Source organism: Streptomyces sp. NBC_00310 (assembly GCF_036208085.1).
Classification (GTDB): domain Bacteria; phylum Actinomycetota; class Actinomycetes; order Streptomycetales; family Streptomycetaceae; genus Streptomyces.
This window is the reverse complement of sequence record NZ_CP130714.1, coordinates 3,817,436-3,833,772: the sequence shown is the minus strand read 5'-3', so window position 1 is coordinate 3,833,772 and position 16,337 is coordinate 3,817,436. Positions and strand designations below refer to the sequence as shown.

General features: G+C 70.6%; 19 protein-coding genes. 10 read left to right on the top strand and 9 right to left on the bottom strand.

The window, feature by feature from the left end:
* Positions 1-557: 557 nt before the first annotated feature.
* From OG202_RS16840 to OG202_RS16825, 4 genes are read left to right on the top strand one after another with little or no spacing between them, the layout of a single operon-like run.
* Positions 558-788 carry a hypothetical protein gene (locus OG202_RS16840; RefSeq protein WP_326582896.1) on the top strand — a complete coding sequence of 77 codons (231 nt, stop codon included), beginning with the start codon at positions 558-560 and terminating at the stop codon, positions 786-788.
* Positions 789-817: 29 nt separating this feature from the next.
* A complete protein-coding gene (recO, locus tag OG202_RS16835) occupies positions 818-1,567 on the top strand; it encodes a DNA repair protein RecO (protein ID WP_326582897.1) in 750 nt (249 codons plus the stop codon).
* A 25-nt stretch (positions 1,568-1,592) separates the two neighbouring features.
* Entirely contained in the window at positions 1,593-2,429 is an 837-nt protein-coding gene (locus tag OG202_RS16830) for an isoprenyl transferase (protein WP_326582898.1), read from the top strand.
* Between the two features lie 3 nt (positions 2,430-2,432).
* Positions 2,433-2,957 carry a YcxB family protein gene (locus OG202_RS16825; RefSeq protein ID WP_326582899.1) on the top strand — a complete coding sequence of 175 codons (525 nt, stop codon included), beginning with the start codon at positions 2,433-2,435 and terminating at the stop codon, positions 2,955-2,957.
* 70 nt (positions 2,958-3,027) lie between these two features.
* Here the strand turns inward: OG202_RS16825 and OG202_RS16820 are convergent, their stop codons facing one another.
* The 4 genes from OG202_RS16820 to OG202_RS16805 form a co-directional block, all read right to left on the bottom strand.
* On the bottom strand, positions 3,028-3,444 hold the full coding sequence (locus OG202_RS16820) for a Fur family transcriptional regulator (RefSeq protein ID WP_326582900.1): 417 nt from the start codon (positions 3,442-3,444) through the stop codon (positions 3,028-3,030).
* Positions 3,445-3,516: 72 nt separating this feature from the next.
* On the bottom strand, positions 3,517-4,461 hold the full coding sequence (locus OG202_RS16815; protein ID WP_326582901.1) for a metal ABC transporter permease: 945 nt from the start codon (positions 4,459-4,461) through the stop codon (positions 3,517-3,519).
* Positions 4,462-4,474: 13 nt separating this feature from the next.
* A complete protein-coding gene (locus tag OG202_RS16810; protein WP_327729772.1) occupies positions 4,475-5,242 on the bottom strand; it encodes a metal ABC transporter ATP-binding protein in 768 nt (255 codons plus the stop codon).
* A 19-nt stretch (positions 5,243-5,261) separates the two neighbouring features.
* Positions 5,262-6,224, bottom strand: a complete 963-nt coding sequence (locus OG202_RS16805) for a metal ABC transporter substrate-binding protein (RefSeq protein WP_327729773.1) — start codon at positions 6,222-6,224, stop codon at positions 5,262-5,264.
* Positions 6,225-6,429: 205 nt separating this feature from the next.
* Between OG202_RS16805 and OG202_RS16800 the strand changes: the two genes are divergently transcribed.
* On the top strand, positions 6,430-7,812 hold the full coding sequence (locus tag OG202_RS16800) for a glycine--tRNA ligase (RefSeq protein ID WP_327729774.1): 1,383 nt from the start codon (positions 6,430-6,432) through the stop codon (positions 7,810-7,812).
* Between the two features lie 126 nt (positions 7,813-7,938).
* Here OG202_RS16800 and OG202_RS16795 read toward each other — a convergent pair whose 3' ends face one another.
* Positions 7,939-9,054, bottom strand: a complete 1,116-nt coding sequence (locus tag OG202_RS16795; RefSeq protein ID WP_327729775.1) for an endonuclease/exonuclease/phosphatase family protein — start codon at positions 9,052-9,054, stop codon at positions 7,939-7,941.
* A 201-nt stretch (positions 9,055-9,255) separates the two neighbouring features.
* Here OG202_RS16795 and OG202_RS16790 point away from each other — a divergent pair, with 201 nt between their 5' ends.
* The 3 genes from OG202_RS16790 to OG202_RS16780 all read left to right on the top strand — a co-directional run bounded on the left by OG202_RS16790 (position 9,256) and on the right by OG202_RS16780 (position 12,030).
* Positions 9,256-10,206, top strand: a complete 951-nt coding sequence (locus tag OG202_RS16790) for a DUF4394 domain-containing protein (protein WP_327729776.1) — start codon at positions 9,256-9,258, stop codon at positions 10,204-10,206.
* Positions 10,207-10,387: 181 nt separating this feature from the next.
* Positions 10,388-11,416, top strand: a complete 1,029-nt coding sequence (locus tag OG202_RS16785) for an aldo/keto reductase (protein WP_326582912.1) — start codon at positions 10,388-10,390, stop codon at positions 11,414-11,416.
* Between the two features lie 26 nt (positions 11,417-11,442).
* Positions 11,443-12,030: a TetR family transcriptional regulator gene (locus OG202_RS16780; RefSeq protein WP_326582913.1), complete on the top strand. Its 588-nt coding sequence runs from the start codon at positions 11,443-11,445 to the stop codon at positions 12,028-12,030.
* A gap of 212 nt (positions 12,031-12,242) precedes the next feature.
* Here OG202_RS16780 and OG202_RS16775 read toward each other — a convergent pair whose 3' ends face one another.
* Together OG202_RS16775 and OG202_RS16770 are read right to left on the bottom strand one after the other, a co-directional pair.
* Positions 12,243-12,689, bottom strand: coding sequence for an SUKH-3 domain-containing protein (locus OG202_RS16775; protein WP_326582914.1), 447 nt, complete (start codon positions 12,687-12,689; stop codon positions 12,243-12,245).
* Positions 12,690-12,749: 60 nt separating this feature from the next.
* Entirely contained in the window at positions 12,750-13,208 is a 459-nt protein-coding gene (locus tag OG202_RS16770; RefSeq protein WP_327729778.1) for a VOC family protein, read from the bottom strand.
* A gap of 65 nt (positions 13,209-13,273) precedes the next feature.
* On the opposite strand from OG202_RS16770, the gene OG202_RS16765 reads away from it, so the two are divergent.
* Together OG202_RS16765 and OG202_RS16760 are read left to right on the top strand one after the other, a co-directional pair.
* Positions 13,274-13,900 (top strand): CGNR zinc finger domain-containing protein, encoded by a 627-nt coding sequence (locus OG202_RS16765; protein ID WP_326582916.1) that lies wholly within the window; start codon positions 13,274-13,276, stop codon positions 13,898-13,900.
* A gap of 24 nt (positions 13,901-13,924) precedes the next feature.
* A complete protein-coding gene (locus tag OG202_RS16760; RefSeq protein WP_326582917.1) occupies positions 13,925-14,329 on the top strand; it encodes an SRPBCC family protein in 405 nt (134 codons plus the stop codon).
* Between the two features lie 141 nt (positions 14,330-14,470).
* On the opposite strand, the gene OG202_RS16755 is transcribed toward OG202_RS16760, so the two are convergent.
* A complete protein-coding gene (locus tag OG202_RS16755; protein WP_326582918.1) occupies positions 14,471-14,677 on the bottom strand; it encodes a hypothetical protein in 207 nt (68 codons plus the stop codon).
* Positions 14,678-14,789: 112 nt separating this feature from the next.
* On the bottom strand, positions 14,790-16,238 hold the full coding sequence (locus OG202_RS16750; RefSeq protein ID WP_328223026.1) for an MFS transporter: 1,449 nt from the start codon (positions 16,236-16,238) through the stop codon (positions 14,790-14,792).
* Between the last annotated feature and the right edge of the window lie 99 nt (positions 16,239-16,337).

Sequence of the window (16,337 nt, the reverse complement as noted above, 5' to 3'; positions counted from 1 at the left end):
GTTCGACGCTCATCTACGCCGAGTGGTTTCCCATGACGCGTGATGCGCCCGCGACTTGTCGGAAAACGGGGGAACCAAAGGGAATCTTAGGTGGACAACGCGGAGATTCCCCACCTGAGTGAGGACCACCTGTGACGATGCGGTGCGAGAGCCGTGGGGTCCACAGGTGCGCGGGACGGGCCGCCTGGAAGGCCGACCGCCGGTCCGCGTCGGCGCCCGGCATCCTCGTGCGCGGAACCCGGGCCCGACCGTTCACATACGCGGCATTTGTGCGCAGGTCCGGGTCTTTCGGTCAAGGTCCAACGTTTTTGTGCCGACCGGAAGTTGTACAGGACAGACTCCTGCCGAGTTTAGACACGGCACGTCACCGACAAGACGCGAAGAGTGAAATTCGATGGTGCGGGGGAGCACTGCGAAGGCAGGAGGAGAAGGGCTCGGGGGACGACACTCGGCGGACGCGTCGAAGAGGCGGAGGAATCGGTGGAGGAATTGCGGCGGACGGCCGGTAGGGCGGGAATTGTTCTCCCCTCACCGGGCATTTCGGCGGCGGCCCTGCGGTGAGCGGTAACGGGAAGAAGCCGGCGATCGGTACCTACGCGGTCGACACCCGCACCGGGAGAGTCGGCCGGGTCATGGGCCACGAGGGGCCGTACGTACAGCTGCGGCCGGTCGGCGGAGGAAGGGAGTGGGACTGCGCCCCCGACGCCGTACGGGCCGCCACGACCATAGAACGACTGCGCGCGGCGACCGCGTACGAGAACGCCCGCAGCAGAGGCGAGGTCCCTTGAAGGGGTGACCGTGGGCGAGAATGGGCGGCATGAGCCTGTTCCGCGACGACGGCGTCGTCCTGCGCACCCAGAAGCTCGGTGAAGCGGATCGCATCATCACGTTGCTCACTCGTGGTCACGGGCGGGTGCGGGCCGTGGCCCGGGGGGTGCGGCGGACGAAGTCGAAGTTCGGGGCGCGACTCGAACCCTTCTCCCATGTGGACGTGCAGTTCTTCGCGCGGGGCAGCGAGCTGATCGGACGCGGACTGCCCCTGTGCACCCAGAGCGAGACCATCGCTCCGTACGGCGGCGGCATCGTCAGCGACTACGCCCGCTACACCGCCGGGACGGCCATGCTGGAGACCGCCGAGCGGTTCACCGACCACGAGGGCGAGCCCGCCGTGCAGCAGTATCTGCTGCTCGTCGGCGGGCTGCGCACCCTCGCCCGCGGCGAGCACGCGCCGCACCTCGTCCTCGACGCCTTCCTGCTGCGCTCGCTCGCCGTCAACGGCTACGCCCCCAGCTTCAGCGACTGCGCCAAGTGCGGCATGCCCGGACCGAACCGGTTCTTCTCCGTCGCCGCCGGAGGGTCCGTCTGCGTGGACTGCCGGGTGCCCGGCAGCGTCGTACCCTCGCCGCAGACGCTGGAACTGCTCGCCGCGCTTCTTACGGGAGACTGGGAGACCGCGGACGCGAGCGAGCCGCGGCACGTGCGGGAGGGCAGCGGGCTGGTGTCCGCCTATCTGCACTGGCATCTGGAGCGCGGCCTGCGCTCCCTTCGGTACGTGGAAAAGTCGTAAGCACCACAGAGGAGACGAGAAGCACATGGTGGTACGCGGGTTCCTCGGGCGTCAGCGCCGCGAGTACAAGACGCCGACGCCGCACCCGTCCGGCGCCCGCGCGCCCAAGCTCCCCGGCGAGCTGGTCCCGGAGCACGTGGCGATCGTCATGGACGGCAACGGCCGCTGGGCCAAGGAGCGCGGGCTGCCGCGCACCGAGGGGCACAAGGTCGGCGCCGAGCGGGTGCTGGACGTCCTCCAGGGCTCGATCGAGATCGGCGTCCGCAACATCTCCCTCTACGCCTTCTCCACCGAGAACTGGAAGCGCTCGCCCGACGAGGTCCGCTTCCTCATGAACTTCAACCGCGACTTCATCCGCAAGACCCGCGACCAGCTCGACGAACTCGGCATCCGGGTCCGCTGGGTGGGCCGCATGCCGAAGCTGTGGAAGTCGGTCGCCAAGGAACTCCAGGTCGCCCAGGAGCAGACCAAGGACAACAACCTGCTCACCCTGTACTTCTGCATGAACTACGGCGGCCGCGCCGAGATCGCCGACGCGGCCCAGGCCCTCGCCGAGGACATCCGCGCGGGCCGGCTCGACCCCTCCAAGGTCAATGAGAAGACCTTCGCGAAGTACCTGTACTACCCGGACATGCCGGACGTCGACCTCTTCCTGCGCCCCAGCGGCGAGCAGCGCACCTCCAACTACCTGCTCTGGCAGAGCGCCTACGCCGAGATGGTCTTCCAGGACGTGCTGTGGCCCGACTTCGACCGCCGTGACCTGTGGCGCGCCTGCCTGGAGTTCGCCTCCCGCGACCGCCGCTTCGGCGGCGCCATCCCGAACGAGGAACTCCTCGCGATGGAGGGCCGGACGGAGGACTGACCGTTGGCCGAGGCCGGTGGGGAGAACGTCGAGCTGGTGTACCGGGCGGCGGTCGGGGACTTCCGTGAGGCGGTCCGCGCGTCCACGCGCGCCTCGGCCGTCGGCCGGTGGGGGCAGGGGCTGCTGCTGTTCTCCGCCGGGGCGGGCGCGCTCGTGACGATCGTGGCGCTGGCGTCGGGCCGTACGCCTGACGCCCAGGTCCTCGTGATGCCGGTGGCGGCGGTCGTCGGACTCGTCCTGCCGCCCCGGCTCCAGGCCCGCCTGCTGCACCGGCGGGCGGCGGCCCGAGGACTGCACCGCACCGTGCTGGACCTGTGGGGCGTGACCGTCCGGCACGACCACGGCATCGACCGTCCGGCCCGCTGGTCACAGGTGTCCCGGTACGCGGAGACCCCGCGCACCTTCGTTCTCCTCACCGGCGCCCACGCGCCCCGCCTCACCGTGCTGCCGAAGCGGGGCCTCATGGACCCCGCCGACGCCGACCGGCTCCGCGCCGTCCTCGACCGCGAAGGCCTGACCCGGCTGTAGGGCGACGACCCCGACCAGGTCGCGGGGCCTCCATCGGAACGAGCCGGAGCACCGCCTCGGCCGCGACGCCCTAAGCGGACGGCTTCGCCGCGCACTCCGCGCAGGTGCCGAAGATCTCCACCGTGTGGGCGACGTTCACGAAGCCGTGTTCCGCGGCGATCGCGTCGGCCCACTTCTCGACCGCCGGTCCCTCCACCTCCTCGGCCTTGCCGCAGACCCGGCAGACGAGGTGGTGGTGGTGCTCGCCGGTCGAGCAGCGGCGGTACACGGCCTCGCCGTCGGAGGTGCGCAGGACGTCGACCTCACCCGCGTCGGCGAGGGACTGCAGCGTGCGGTACACGGTGGTGAGCCCGACCGAGTCGCCCTTGTGCTTGAGCATGTCGTGGAGTTCCTGCGCGCTGCGGAACTCGTCGACCTCGTCCAGTGCCGCGGCCACGGCCGTCCGCTGCCGGGTGGAACGACCTCGTACAGGTCCAGCGGTCGTCACCGTTGCCTCCTCACGTAGCGGGGTCTTGCCGGGCCATTGTGCCAGCCCGGAGCGCCCCCGGTCGGACGCCGGTCAGCCCGTGGACGCCTCGGAGGAGCCCCTGCCGGCCGGAACCGTGTCCCTGGCGCCCCCCGCCCCGGCGGCCTCACGGGCCCCCGGGATCACACACTCCGCCGGGTCGCCGGCGGCTGCTTCCAGGGCCTTGGCCCGCCGCCTGGCCAGCGGTGTCGCCAGCGCCGTGAGCACCATGAAGGCGGCGATGGCGAGCAGCACGATCGTCGCGCCGGGCGGCACGTCCTGGTAGTACGAGGTGACCGTGCCGCCGATGGTCACGGAGACCCCGAGGGCGACGGCGACCGCGAAGGTGGCCGCGAAACTGCGGGTGAGCTGCTGCGCGGCGGCGACGGGGACGACCATCAGCGCGGACACCAGCAGCAGCCCGACGACGCGCATGGCGACGGTCACGGTCACCGCCGCCGTGACCGCCGTCAGCAGGTTCAGCGCGCGCACCGGCAGGCCGGTGACCCGGGCGAACTCCTCGTCCTGGCTGACCGCGAAGAGCTGCCGCCGCAGGGCCAGCGTCATCACGATCACGAACGCGGCCAGGACGCAGATCGCGGTGATGTCCTGCTGGGACACGGTCGAGAGCGAGCCGAAGAGGAACGACATCAGGTTGGCGTTGGTGCCGCCGGGCGCGAGGTTGATGAGCATCACACCGCCCGCCATGCCGCCGTAGAAGAGCATGGCGAGGGCGATGTCGCCGCGTGTCCTGCCGTACCAGCGGATCAGCTCCATCAGGACCGAACCCAGCACGGCCACCAGCGTCGCCATCCACACCGGGGACCACGAGAGCATGAAACCGAGGCCCACGCCGGTCATCGCGACGTGGCCGATGCCGTCGCCCATGAGGGCCTGGCGGCGCTGGACGAGGTAGATGCCGATCGCGGGGGCGGTGATGCCGACGAGGACGGCGGCGAGCAGGGCCCGCTGCATGAAGGCGTAGTTGAGGATGTCCATCGCGATCGCCTTCTCAGCTCAGCAGGCCCGTACGGACGGGCTCGGTGCCCGGCGCCGCGTGCGGGTGTACGTGGTCGTGGCCGGGCAGCGCGTGCTGGCCGACCGCCTTCGGGGGCGGGCCGTCGTGGGCGACGCAGCCGTCGCGCAGCACCACCGCGCGGTCGATCAGCGGCTCCAGCGGGCCCAGTTCGTGGAGGACCAGCAGCACCGTCGTGCCCTTGGCGACCTGCTCGCGCAGGGTCGCGGCCAGCACCTCCTGGCTGGCCAGGTCGACGCCCGCCATCGGCTCGTCCATGATCAGCAGCTCGGGTTCGGAGGCGAGGGCACGGGCGATGAGGACGCGCTGGTGCTGGCCGCCGGAGAGGGCGTTCACCGAGTCCTTGGCGCGGTCCGCCATGCCGACCATGTCCAGGGCCCGGCGGATCGCCTCGTGGTCGGACCTGCGGAGGATGCCGAGGCGGGTGCGGGAGAGGCGGCCCGAGGCCACGATCTCCGTCACCGTCGCCGGGACACCGCCCGCCGCCGTGGTGCGCTGCGGCACGTACCCGAGGCGCCGCCAGTCGCGGAAGCGGCGCCGCGGGGTGCCGAACAGCTCGATCTCGCCGTGACTGGCCGGTACCTGTCCGATCACCGTGCGTACGGCGGTGGACTTGCCGGAGCCGTTCGCGCCGAGCAGCGCGACGACCTCACCGCGGTGCACGGTGAGGTCGATGCCGCGCAGGACCGTGCGCGAGCCCAGTTCGGCGCGGACACCGCGCAACGCGATGACGGGCTCGCTCATGCCTGCTGCCTCCGAGTGATCACTTGGCTCCCAGAGCGCTCCGGAGCGCCGTGAGGTTGGCTTCCTGGACCGAGAAGTAGTCCTTGCCGCGCGACTTCTCGGTGATGCCCTCGATCGGGTCGAGGACGTCCGTCTTGAGGTTCGAGTCGGCGGCGATGGTCTTCGCGGTCTTGTCGCTGACCAGTGTCTCGTAGAACACGGTGGTCACGCCGTCGGCCTTCGCCATCTTCTCAAGTGCCTTGACCCGGGCGGCACTCGGCTCGGACTCGGGGTCGAGGCCGGAGATGGCCTCCTCGGTGAGGCCGTAACGCTCGGCGAGGTAACCGAAGGCTGCGTGGGTCGTGATGAAGACCTTGGTGTCGGTGTTCTTCAGACCGTTCTCGAACTGGTCGTTCAGCGCGCCCAGCTTCTCGACCAGGGCCTCGGTGTTGGTCTTGTACGTCGAGGCGTGGTCCGGGTCGGCCTTCTCGAAGGCGGCGCCGACGCCCTTGGCGATCTCGGCGTACTTCACGGGGTCGAGCCAGACGTGGGGGTCCTTGCCGGCCAGTTCCTCGTTCTCGTGCTCGTCGTGCTCGTCCGCGTGGCCGCCGACCTCGTTGCCGTGGTGCTCCATGGCGGTCAGCGTGCCGGCGTCGATCTTCGTCTTGAGCTCGGACTGCGAGACCGCGTCGTCGACGGAGGGCTGCAGGCCCTTGAGGTAGAGCACGGCGTCCGACTCCTGGAGCGCGGCCGTCTGCTGGGCGCTGATCTCCAGGTCGTGCGGTTCCTGGCCGGGTTCGGTCAGACTGGTGACGTTCACGTGTGTCCCGCCGATCTGCTCGGCGAGGAAGGCCATCGGGTAGAACGACGCGACGACGTCGAACTTGTCCGTGTTGCCTGCGGCGGCACTGTCGGTGGAGCAGGCCGAGAGAGTGGTGAGGCTCAGGGCGGCGGCCGCGATCGCGGCCGCGGGTATCAGGACTCGTCGTCGTACTACGTTCATGACAGTCATTTTCATCTTGTCTGGAAACGATTGTCAACAAGCCTGGTGGTAAGCCCTTGGTAAGGCCTATGTCCGGTCTGGACCCGAACCGATTTGATTGCAGGGCAGCCTCCGCCGGTAATCTGAAGCATTCGCTCTGAAGCGCATCCGCTGCCCCGCAGGAGCGCATCGCTTCGTCGCCCGTCGTCGTAATGAAGAGAGCACCGTGGCCGCCGACAAGATCGACACCATCGTCAGCCTGAGCAAGCGCCGTGGCTTCGTATTCCCGTGCAGCGAGATCTACGGCGGCCAGCGTGCCGCCTGGGACTACGGACCGCTGGGTGTCGAGCTCAAGGAGAACATCAAGCGTCAGTGGTGGCGCTACATGGTGACGTCGCGCGAGGACGTGGTCGGTATCGACTCGTCCGTCATCCTGGCCTCCGAGGTCTGGGTCGCCTCCGGTCACGTCGCCACCTTCTCCGACCCGCTCACCGAGTGCACCTCCTGCCACAAGCGGTTCCGCGCGGACCACCTGGAAGAGGCGTACGAGGCGAAGAAGGGCCGCCTGCCGGAGAACGGCCTCGCGGACGTCAACTGCCCCAACTGCGGCACCAAGGGCCAGTTCACCGAGCCCAAGCAGTTCTCGGGTCTGCTCTCCACCCACCTCGGCCCCACGCAGGACACCGGCTCCATCGCCTACCTGCGCCCCGAGACCGCCCAGGGCATCTTCACCAACTTCGCCCAGGTGCAGACCACCTCGCGCCGCAAGCCCCCGTTCGGCATCGCCCAGATGGGCAAGTCCTTCCGCAACGAGATCACGCCCGGCAACTTCATCTTCCGCACCCGCGAGTTCGAGCAGATGGAGATGGAGTTCTTCGTCAAGCCGGGCGAGGACGAGAAGTGGCAGGAGTACTGGATGCAGGAGCGGTGGAACTGGTACACCGGCCTGGGTCTGCGCGAGGAGAACATGCGCTGGTACGACCACCCGCAGGAGAAGCTCTCCCACTACTCCAAGCGCACCGCCGACATCGAGTACCGCTTCCAGTTCGGCGGCAACGAGTGGGGTGAGCTGGAGGGCGTCGCCAACCGCACCGACTACGACCTCTCCGCCCACTCCAAGGCCTCCGGCCAGGACCTGTCGTTCTACGACCAGGAGGCGAGCGAGCGGTACGTGCCGTACGTCATCGAGCCCGCCGCCGGTGTCGGCCGCACCATGCTGGCCTTCCTCCTCGACGCGTACACCGAGGACGAGGCGCCGAACGCCAAGGGCAAGCTGGAGAAGCGGACGGTGCTGCGCCTCGACCACCGCCTCGCCCCGGTGAAGGTGGCGGTCCTTCCGCTGTCCCGCAACCCCGAGCTGTCCCCCAAGGCGAAGGGGCTCGCGGCGGCGCTGCGGCAGAACTGGAACATCGACTTCGACGACGCGGGTGCGATCGGGCGCCGTTACCGTCGCCAGGACGAGATCGGTACGCCGTACTGCGTGACCGTCGACTTCGACACGCTCGACGACAACGCGGTGACGGTGCGTGAGCGGGACTCGATGAAGCAGGAGCGGGTCTCGTTGGACCAGATCGAGGGTTACCTCGCGGCTCGCCTCATCGGCGCGTGATGCCGGTCGCCGGGTTCGCGTCTGCCCGGCTCGGGTGATGGGCCGGCCGCTGGTTGTCCGTGGCTGGTCGCGCAGTTCCCCGCGCCCCTTCGGGGTGCGGGGAACTCGGCGTTCACAGGGCCTGGTTCAGATGCGCAGGTCCGCGAACAGGGCCGCGTGGTCGGAGGCCTGGTTCGCCTTGGACGTGACCGTGGCGAAGGACGGGAAGGTTCTCGGGGCCCAGATGCCCCGGCGCTCCACGCCCACGTTCGTCACCCGGTCCCACAACTCCGGGCTGAACATGAGGTAGTCGAGCTTCTGCTCGTCCCGCTTGCCGGTGCCGTGGGTGCCCGGAGGCTGGGTGCCGTAGCTCTCGTGGGTCATGGCCTCGCGCAGGCCGGCGTCGAGGAGCAGCTTGACGGGGGGACTGGCGAGGAAGTCGTTGAGGTCGCCGGCCACCACGACCCGCGAGGAGCGTTCGAGGGCGGCCTCGTAGATCTCCCCGACCCTCTTGGCCTGGGCCTTGCGGCGTTTGTCGTTCTCGGAGGCGCGGCCGAAGCCCTTGCTCTTGAAGTGGTTGCCGAGGATCCACAGGGGCTCTCCGCCGACCTCCACCTCGAACTCGGGGCAGTCCCGGCTGAAGACCGGGTTGCCGTCGGCGCCGGGATCGAAGATGTGCGACCGCACGGACGTGATCGGGAACCGGCTGAGGATGCCGACGTCGATGCCCCGGCTGTCGTTGCCGTCGACGAGCAGGTTGAACGGGTACGGGTCGTGGCCCACCGCGCCGCCCAGCACCTGGGTGTTGAAACGGTCCAGGGTGAGGCGGTCCTCCACCTCGACCGTGAGCAGGATGTCCGCGTCCACCTCCGCTATCACCCGGGCGGTGTTCTCCACCGCGTCCCAGCTGAGGTCGCCCCGCACCAGGTCGGCCCAACCGGACCACTTCGGGCGCCCCTTGGCGACGATCTTGATGACGGGACTGCCCGTCGGGGAGACCGTGTAGAGCTTGGCGCCGCCTCGGGGCTGGTTGACGAAGAACGGCCGTTCGCTGCCGGGCTCCGAGTCGTGCGCGTCGTGCTTCACGATCAGCTCGGCGATCCGCTCCTTGTCCGCGTCCTGGTAGATCTCCTTGTCGAGGAGACCGACCAGTTCGTTGAAGTCGTCCAGGATCTCCTTGCGGCGCTCCTCGTCGTCGAGGCCGAACACCAGGGGCCGGCGGAAGAGGTTCTCGGCGTTGAAGGTGGCGATGCGGATGGTCATACGCCCTCCTGGGGCCGCGGGGCCGGTGACAGGCACCTCGAATTCTCCGAGAGCGGATGAACGGTGTCCAACAGAACGACACGGAAACGTCGGTAGTACCCGGATATTCCTCGTACGACCCACCAATCCGGACCTGCCCCGGTTCCGAAGGAGAGGCATGCGGCCCGCAGGGGGCGGGCCGCGCGTCTCACGGGGGCTTACATGCGCAAGCAAGCGATCATCGGTGTACTCACGATGGCGGTGGCGATCGGGACGGTCGGCGCGGTCGGCTCCGGGGCCCTGGGTGGATCCCCGGCGTCGGCCGGGGCCTCGGAGGGCGACGCCGCCGGTATCGGAACCGGCGTCGAGTCCAAGGGGGGCGGCCTCGGCGGCGGGGCGCGGGTGCCCGGCGGGCTGAAGGCCATCGGCCTCACCGCGGACCGGCGGCTCGTCGTCTTCCGCGTCGACAGGCCGGGCGCGGCCGTCCCGCTGGGCAAGGTCGGCGGCCTCAAGGGCGACACCAGGCTCGTCGGCATCGACTACCGCGTCCAGAACAACAAGCTGTACGGCGTCGGCGACAAGGGCGGCATCTACACCCTCCGCGAGGTGGGCGCCAAGGCCACCAAGGTCTCCCAGCTCACGGTCGCCCTCCAGGGCGAGGCGTACGGCGTCGACTTCAACCCCGCCGCCAACCGCCTCCGCGTGATCAGCGACACCGGCCAGAACCTCCGCCACAACCTCGACGACCCCCAGGGCGCCCCGGCCGCCGGCACCACGGCCGTCGACGGCACCCTCACCAACCCGCCGGTCCCGCCCGCCACGGCCGGGGCCACGGCTCAGGGGGTGACCGGGGCGGCGTACACGAACAACGACCTCGACGCCACCACCGCGACCACCCTCTTCGACCTCGACACCACGCAGGACCAGGTCTCCGTCCAGTCCCCGGCCAACGCGGGCAACCTCGCCCCCACGGGAAAGCTCGGCGTCGACGCGCCGCCGCGCTCCGGGTTCGACATCTACAGCTCGGCGAGGAGCGGGGTGAACGCCGGGTACGCGGTGACGGGGACGCGAGTGTTCAGCATCAACCTGCTGACAGGAAAGGCGAGTTCGACGGGGAGCTTCGGGAAGGGGCGGCAGGTGGTGGACCTGGCGATACCGCTGCGACAGGGCTGAGGGTCGACAGGGCTGAGGGTCGGCGGGTGACGGGTGACGGGTGACGGGTGACGAGTGACGAGTGAGGAGGCGTCTGACGGGTGGCTCCCGACACTCGCCGCCTGACACTCGACGCCCGACTTCTGACACATGACAGCTGACAGATATTGAAATCTGTCAGCTGTCATGTCATCGTGGTGGCATGACGACCACGATGCAGACCCGCACCCTCGGATCCACCGGCCCCCAGGTCTCCGCCCTCGGCCTCGGCTGCATGGGCATGTCCGCGCTGTACGGCGACGCCGACCGGGCCGAGTCCATCGCGACGATCCACGCGGCCCTCGAAGCCGGCGTGACCCTGCTCGACACCGGCGACTTCTACGCGATGGGCCACAACGAACTGCTGATCGGCGAGGCCCTGCGCGCCGCGCCCGCCGCCCGCCGGGAGCAGGCGCTGACCAGCGTCAAGTTCGGGGCGCTGCGTGACCCGGACGGAGGCTGGTCCGGGTACGACGGCCGCCCGGCGGCGGTGCGGAACTTCGCCGCGTACTCCCTCCAGCGCCTGGGCACGGACCACATCGACGTGTACCGGATCGCGCGGGTCGACCCCGACGTGCCGATCGAGGAGACGGTCGGCGCGATCGCGGAACTGGTGGAGAAGGGCTATGTCCGCCACATCGGCCTGAGCGAGGTGGGCGCGGAGACGATCCGTCGCGCGGCCGCCACGGCCCCGATCGCGGACCTCCAGATCGAGTACTCGCTGATCTCACGCGGCATCGAGGAGGAGATCCTGCCGACGACGCGCGAGCTGGGCATCGCGGTCACGGCGTACGGGGTTCTCTCGCGAGGCCTGATCTCCGGGCACTTCGCCCGTGACCGCCGGCTGGCGGCCAACGACTTCCGGGCGTTCTCGCCCCGCTTCCAGGGGGACAACCTCCAGCGGAACCTGGACCTGGTGGAGGCGCTGCGGAAGGTCGCCGAGCAGAAGGGGGTGTCGGTCGCGCAGATCGCGATCGCCTGGGTGCTGTCGCAGGGGCCGCGCCACGACACGACCGTCGTCCCGCTCGTCGGGGCCCGTCGCCGGGACCGGTTGGCCGAGGCGCTGGGCGCGCTGGAGGTGACCCTGGACGCGGCCGACCTCGCGGCGATCGAGGACGCCGTACCGGCCGACGCGGCGGCGGGCGACCGGTACCCCGCGGCCCAGATGGCACACCTCGACAGCGAGCGCTGATCCGTCCGCCGGGTACGGTTCCCTCCATGTCACCGACCTCCGAGCCCCTGACCGCCGAGCGCATCCTCGAAGCGACCGAGGACGTCCTGCGCCGCCACGGGCCCGCCAAGGCCACCGTGGTCGACGTGGCCCGCGCGCTCGGTGTCAGCCATGGGAGCGTCTACCGGCACTTCCGCACGAAGGCGGTGCTGCGGGAGGCGGTGACCAAGCGCTGGCTGGACCGTACGACGGCGACCCTGACCGCCATCGCCGCCGAGGACCGCGACCCGGAGGCACGGCTGCGCGCCTGGCTCGCCGCCCTCTTCGAGGCCAAGCGCCGCAAGGCCGGCGACGACCCCGAGCTGTTCGCCACGTACCAGGTCCTGGCGGAGGAGAACGGCGAGGCCGTGGGCGCCCACATCGCCGACCTGACCGGCCAGTTGGCCCGGATCGTCCAGTCCGGCGTCGACGCCCGCACCTTCACCTCCACCGCCCCGGCCCCGGCTGCCCGAGCCGTCTTCCACGCCACCGCCCGCTTCCACGACCCCTCCTACGCCCCCGTCTGGCGACAGCCGGACATCGAGGCCCAGTTCGAGGCGGTCGTGGAGTTGGTGATGCGGGGGCTGCGGGCCTGAACCGGGCGCACGGCAGGGGAGGCTCCGGTGAGGTGGGGCGTGCGCGTTCGGTGGGGGGAGTGGTGCGCCGCAGTCCCGAGCGGGGTGACCGTGGCGTCGGTGAGGGCGGTCCAGCGGGTGAGGGCCTCCTGGCGGGAGCCGGTCGCCGTGGCGGTGGCCGACTCCGTCGCGGCCTCCGGGACGCATGGCGCTCCCGCACGGGTCAGCCTGACTCAGCCGGTGAGGCGGCGCGGCTTGACCCCGAGGACCAGGTTCTCCATGGCCTCCGGCATCCGGCCGAAACTGCCCACCCACATCTCGACGAGATAGATCTCGCCGAACTCGTCGATGCCGAGGAAGTGCCGCCCCTCGTCCAGCTCGCCCAGGGGAAAGAGGTGACGCCCGATCTCCTCGCCCCACTCCTCGAACCGGCCCTCCTCACCGACCAGCAGCTCGGGATCGAACTCGAAGGGAGTCCGGGCGACACTGATCCCGGGGCCGTGCACGCTCACGTACAGCCCGCCGAACTCCGCGAGGAAACTCTCGGCGGCCTCGTGCATGACCAGCCCCGCTTCCGCGAACAGCGTCCGCCAGGCCCCGGTGTCGACCTTCCTGCCCGGTGCCCAGCCGGCAGCCGTCAGCGCCTCGCGCACCTTCGGCGTCCAACTCCGACTCCCCACCGCGAACCTCCCCCTGGTCGAGAGGCGATCATGTCACCGCCGCCCGGTCGACGCCCACGCCTACGCCGCGCAGAACTCGTTGCCCTCCGGGTCCCGCATCACCCACCAATGCCCCGCCGGGCCCCTGTCGAACTCCTCGACGCGGGTGGCGCCCAGGGTCTCCAGGCGGGCCGTGAGAGCCTCCAGGCCGTCGGGGCCGGAGTGGATGTCGATGTGGAGGCGGTTCTTGGCCGTCTTGGGTTCGGGGACGTCCTGGAAGAGGAGGCGGCGGCCCTTGCCGATGCCGGTGAAGGGGTCGTACGGGTCGTCGGGGTGGCGGACGGCGGCGTAGCCGCGGAAGACGTGGTGGCCGTGGTGCTCGGTGACGGCGGCCTGGGGGAGGTCGCCCGTGGAGAGGAGGTGGCTGATCAGGGTGCTCGGGTCCTCCACCACGTAGCCGAGCGCCGCGGCCCAGAAGTCGGCCAGGGGTTGGGCGTCCCGCGTGTCGATGACCAGTTTCCAGTTCAGTGCGGCAGTCATGTAACCGGTTATATTGGTTACATGGTTCGCCGTCCAGGGCATCGACCTCGAAGGAGGTGTCGGGAGTGTCGGGCATCCGCCTGCGGTCCTACTCCGGGAACGTCTACCGGTTCGATCCGGGCGCCCTCTGCCTGGAGTTCCTCGTCACCGGCGGCCCCGGCGCCCTGACCCGCCACGAGGTGCTGCACACCCCCGATGACCTGGTCCGATGGGCCGATCAGTCCCGGCTCACCCCCACACCCCCCGCCCTCCACTTCACCGACGACGACGTGGCGTACGCCCGCCGGCTGCGCGACGCGCTGGCCCGTACGGTCGTCTCCCGTGTCTGCGGCGGCGGGCTCCCCGAGCTGGGCATAGCCCCGGCGGACACCGCCGACGTCGACCTCCTGAACGAAGCCGCCGCCCACCCGCCGCTCGCCCCCGCCATCGGCGCGGACGGCACCCGGGGCTGGGCCGCCGGGCCGGCGACCGGCGCGCAGCTCCTCTCCACCGTCGCCCGCGACGCCGTCGAGCTCCTCACCGGGCCGTACGCGCAACGGATCCGCATGTGCGCCGGCGACCGCTGCTACCTCCTCTACGTCGACACCTCCCGGCCCGGCCGCCGCCGCTGGTGCTCGATGGAGCACTGCGGCAACCGCCACAAGGTCCGCGCCCACCGCGTGCGCCGCTCCGGGGTCGACCCGGTCGAGTAGAAGTCCACGAGAAGGGTGATCCTCATGTCCACTCGATCCACCGGACTCACCAAGGACGCCGGATGGCAGGTCGGTGTCTCCCGCACCCTGGCCCAGTCACCCGCCGCCGTATGGGAGTTCATCAGCGGGCCGCGCGGGCTGGAGCTGTGGCTCGGGGCCGGGGCGCGGCTCTCTCCCGAGCCCGGCGCCCCGTACGAGACCGACGCGGGCGTCACCGGCGAGGTGCGTGGCTACCGTCCCGGTGACCGCATCCGCGTCACCTACGGCGACACGACCGTCCAGGTCGCCGTCTCGGCGGCCGGCGGCGGCCGGTCCGTGCTCGTCTTCCACCAGGAACGCATGGCGGGCCCGGAGGAACGTGAGCGTCAACGGGCGCACTGGCGAGGGGTGATGGACCAGGTCGTCGAGGCGCTCGACCAACTGGCCTGACGGCTGAAGGCGGTTACCGGCCGGGACGGTTACGGCCCCGCGCGGTCGTGAGTCCGGGCGGTCATGAGCCCGCGCGGTCATGAGTCCGGGCCGCCATAAGTCCGGACCGTCCTGAGTCCGGACCGTCCTGAGTCCGGGCCGTCACGAGGCCGTCGGGTCCACCGTCGCCTGGTGGGCCTCGGCGAGGTGTTCCTCGGCCTTCAGCCACGGCAGGAACTGCGCGCCCTTGCGCCAGCCGCAGGTCTCGCATCTGATCGTGCGCTGTACTCCCGAGCGCTGGACCCGCACGGTGTGCTCCCGCCCGTGCTGGTCCCAGCGGCTCACTCTGCTCGTGTTGATCTGCTGCATGACCTCTCCAGCCCGACACCCTCACGGTTCCGCGTCCGTGAGGAGTGTGCGGCAAGACCAACATCAACGGGGGAGATCGAACGATGAGTTATCCCATCGGTTACGCCACCGGTCATCCCACGACGCGTGGCAACCGCAGACTCAGCCCCACCGTCAGTACCACCCCGGCCAGTTGAACCAGCAGGGTCGTCACGAGCGCGTCCCGCATCCCCATCCCCGGTACCAGCCCCAGGAACAGCGAGCCGAGCGTCGCCACGCCCAGCGCCAGCGCCGACTGCTGGGTGGTGATCATCACGCCGCTGCCGACGCCGGCCCGCGCCGGCGGCACCTCGGAGAGGATGATCCTGAAGACGATGGGGAGTTGGAGGGCCTGGCCCCCGCCCGCGACCGCCACCCCCGTGAGCAGCAGCGGCCAGTCCGGCTCGGGCCAGGCCCGCCACACGGCGAGTGCGATGAGGGCGACGCCCACGCCCTGGACCAGACCGCCGGCCGTCACCACACGGGTCCCGTACCGCGTGACCAGGCGCGGCCCGGCCAGCGACACGGCGAAGAACACGACCGCCATGGGGGAGAGGGCGAGCCCCGCCGCCGTCGGCCCGAGCCGCGCGCCCTCCTGCAGCGCCACCGCGACGACGAACATGAACCCGCTGAACCCGATCGAGAACGGCAGGATCATCACCAGCCCGCGCCGCAGCGAGGTCAGCCGGAACAGGCTCGGCGGCACCAGCGGCGTACGGCCGAGACGGTCGGCGCGTCGCTCGACGCGGTAGAAGGCGGTCGCGGCGAGCGGGAACACGGCCAGCGCCAGCCAGGTCCACAGGGGCCAGCCCGCCGCCCGGCCCTCGGTGAGCGGGACCAGGAGCGTCAGGAGGGACACCGCCAGCAGAACCGTGCCGGGACCGTCCACCGGTTCGGGGCGGGCCGAGCGGGTCTCGGGCACGGAGCGGGCGGTGAGGACGAGTCCGAGGACGACCACGGGGACGTTGACCAGGAAGACGGAACGCCAGCCGGTGCCCAGGAGATCGGCGGAGACCAGGACGCCGCCCAGGATCTGCCCGGCCACCATGGACAGTCCGGCCGTGGCGCCGTACAGACTCATCGCACGGGCCCGGCGGGCGCCGGCCGTCGACGACTGGATGGTGGCGAGCACCTGCGGGAGCATCGCGGCGGACGCGGCGCCCTGCGCGACCCGTGCCGCCACGAGCGTCCAGGCGTCCGGCGCGAGTCCGCACGCCAGCGAGGTCACCCCGAAGGCGGCCATGCCCCACAGGAACAGCCGCCGCCGGCCGAACAGATCGCCCAGCCGGCCGCCGAGCACCAGGAGTACGGCGTACGAGACGCCGTACCCGGCGACGACCAGCTCCAGCACGGCCTCGCCCGCGGCGAGGTCGCGGCCGATCGTCGGCAGGGCGACGTTGACGATGAAGAAGTCGATGAGGGGGAGCGCCGCGCCGAGCAGGACCGTGAAGAGCCCGAGATCGCCCAGGGCGGACGGGGCGGTGGAGGAGCGGACAGGGGACGGGGGCGGGGACTGGGTCGGTGTGGTGAGGCTTTCGGTCACACGAGCCAGGCTCGCGCGCCGCTCACACTGGTACCAGAGTCTCTTCATCCTGGTACTGGCGGTACCTGGCAACAGGCTTCGCAGGGCGGCACCCTGGAG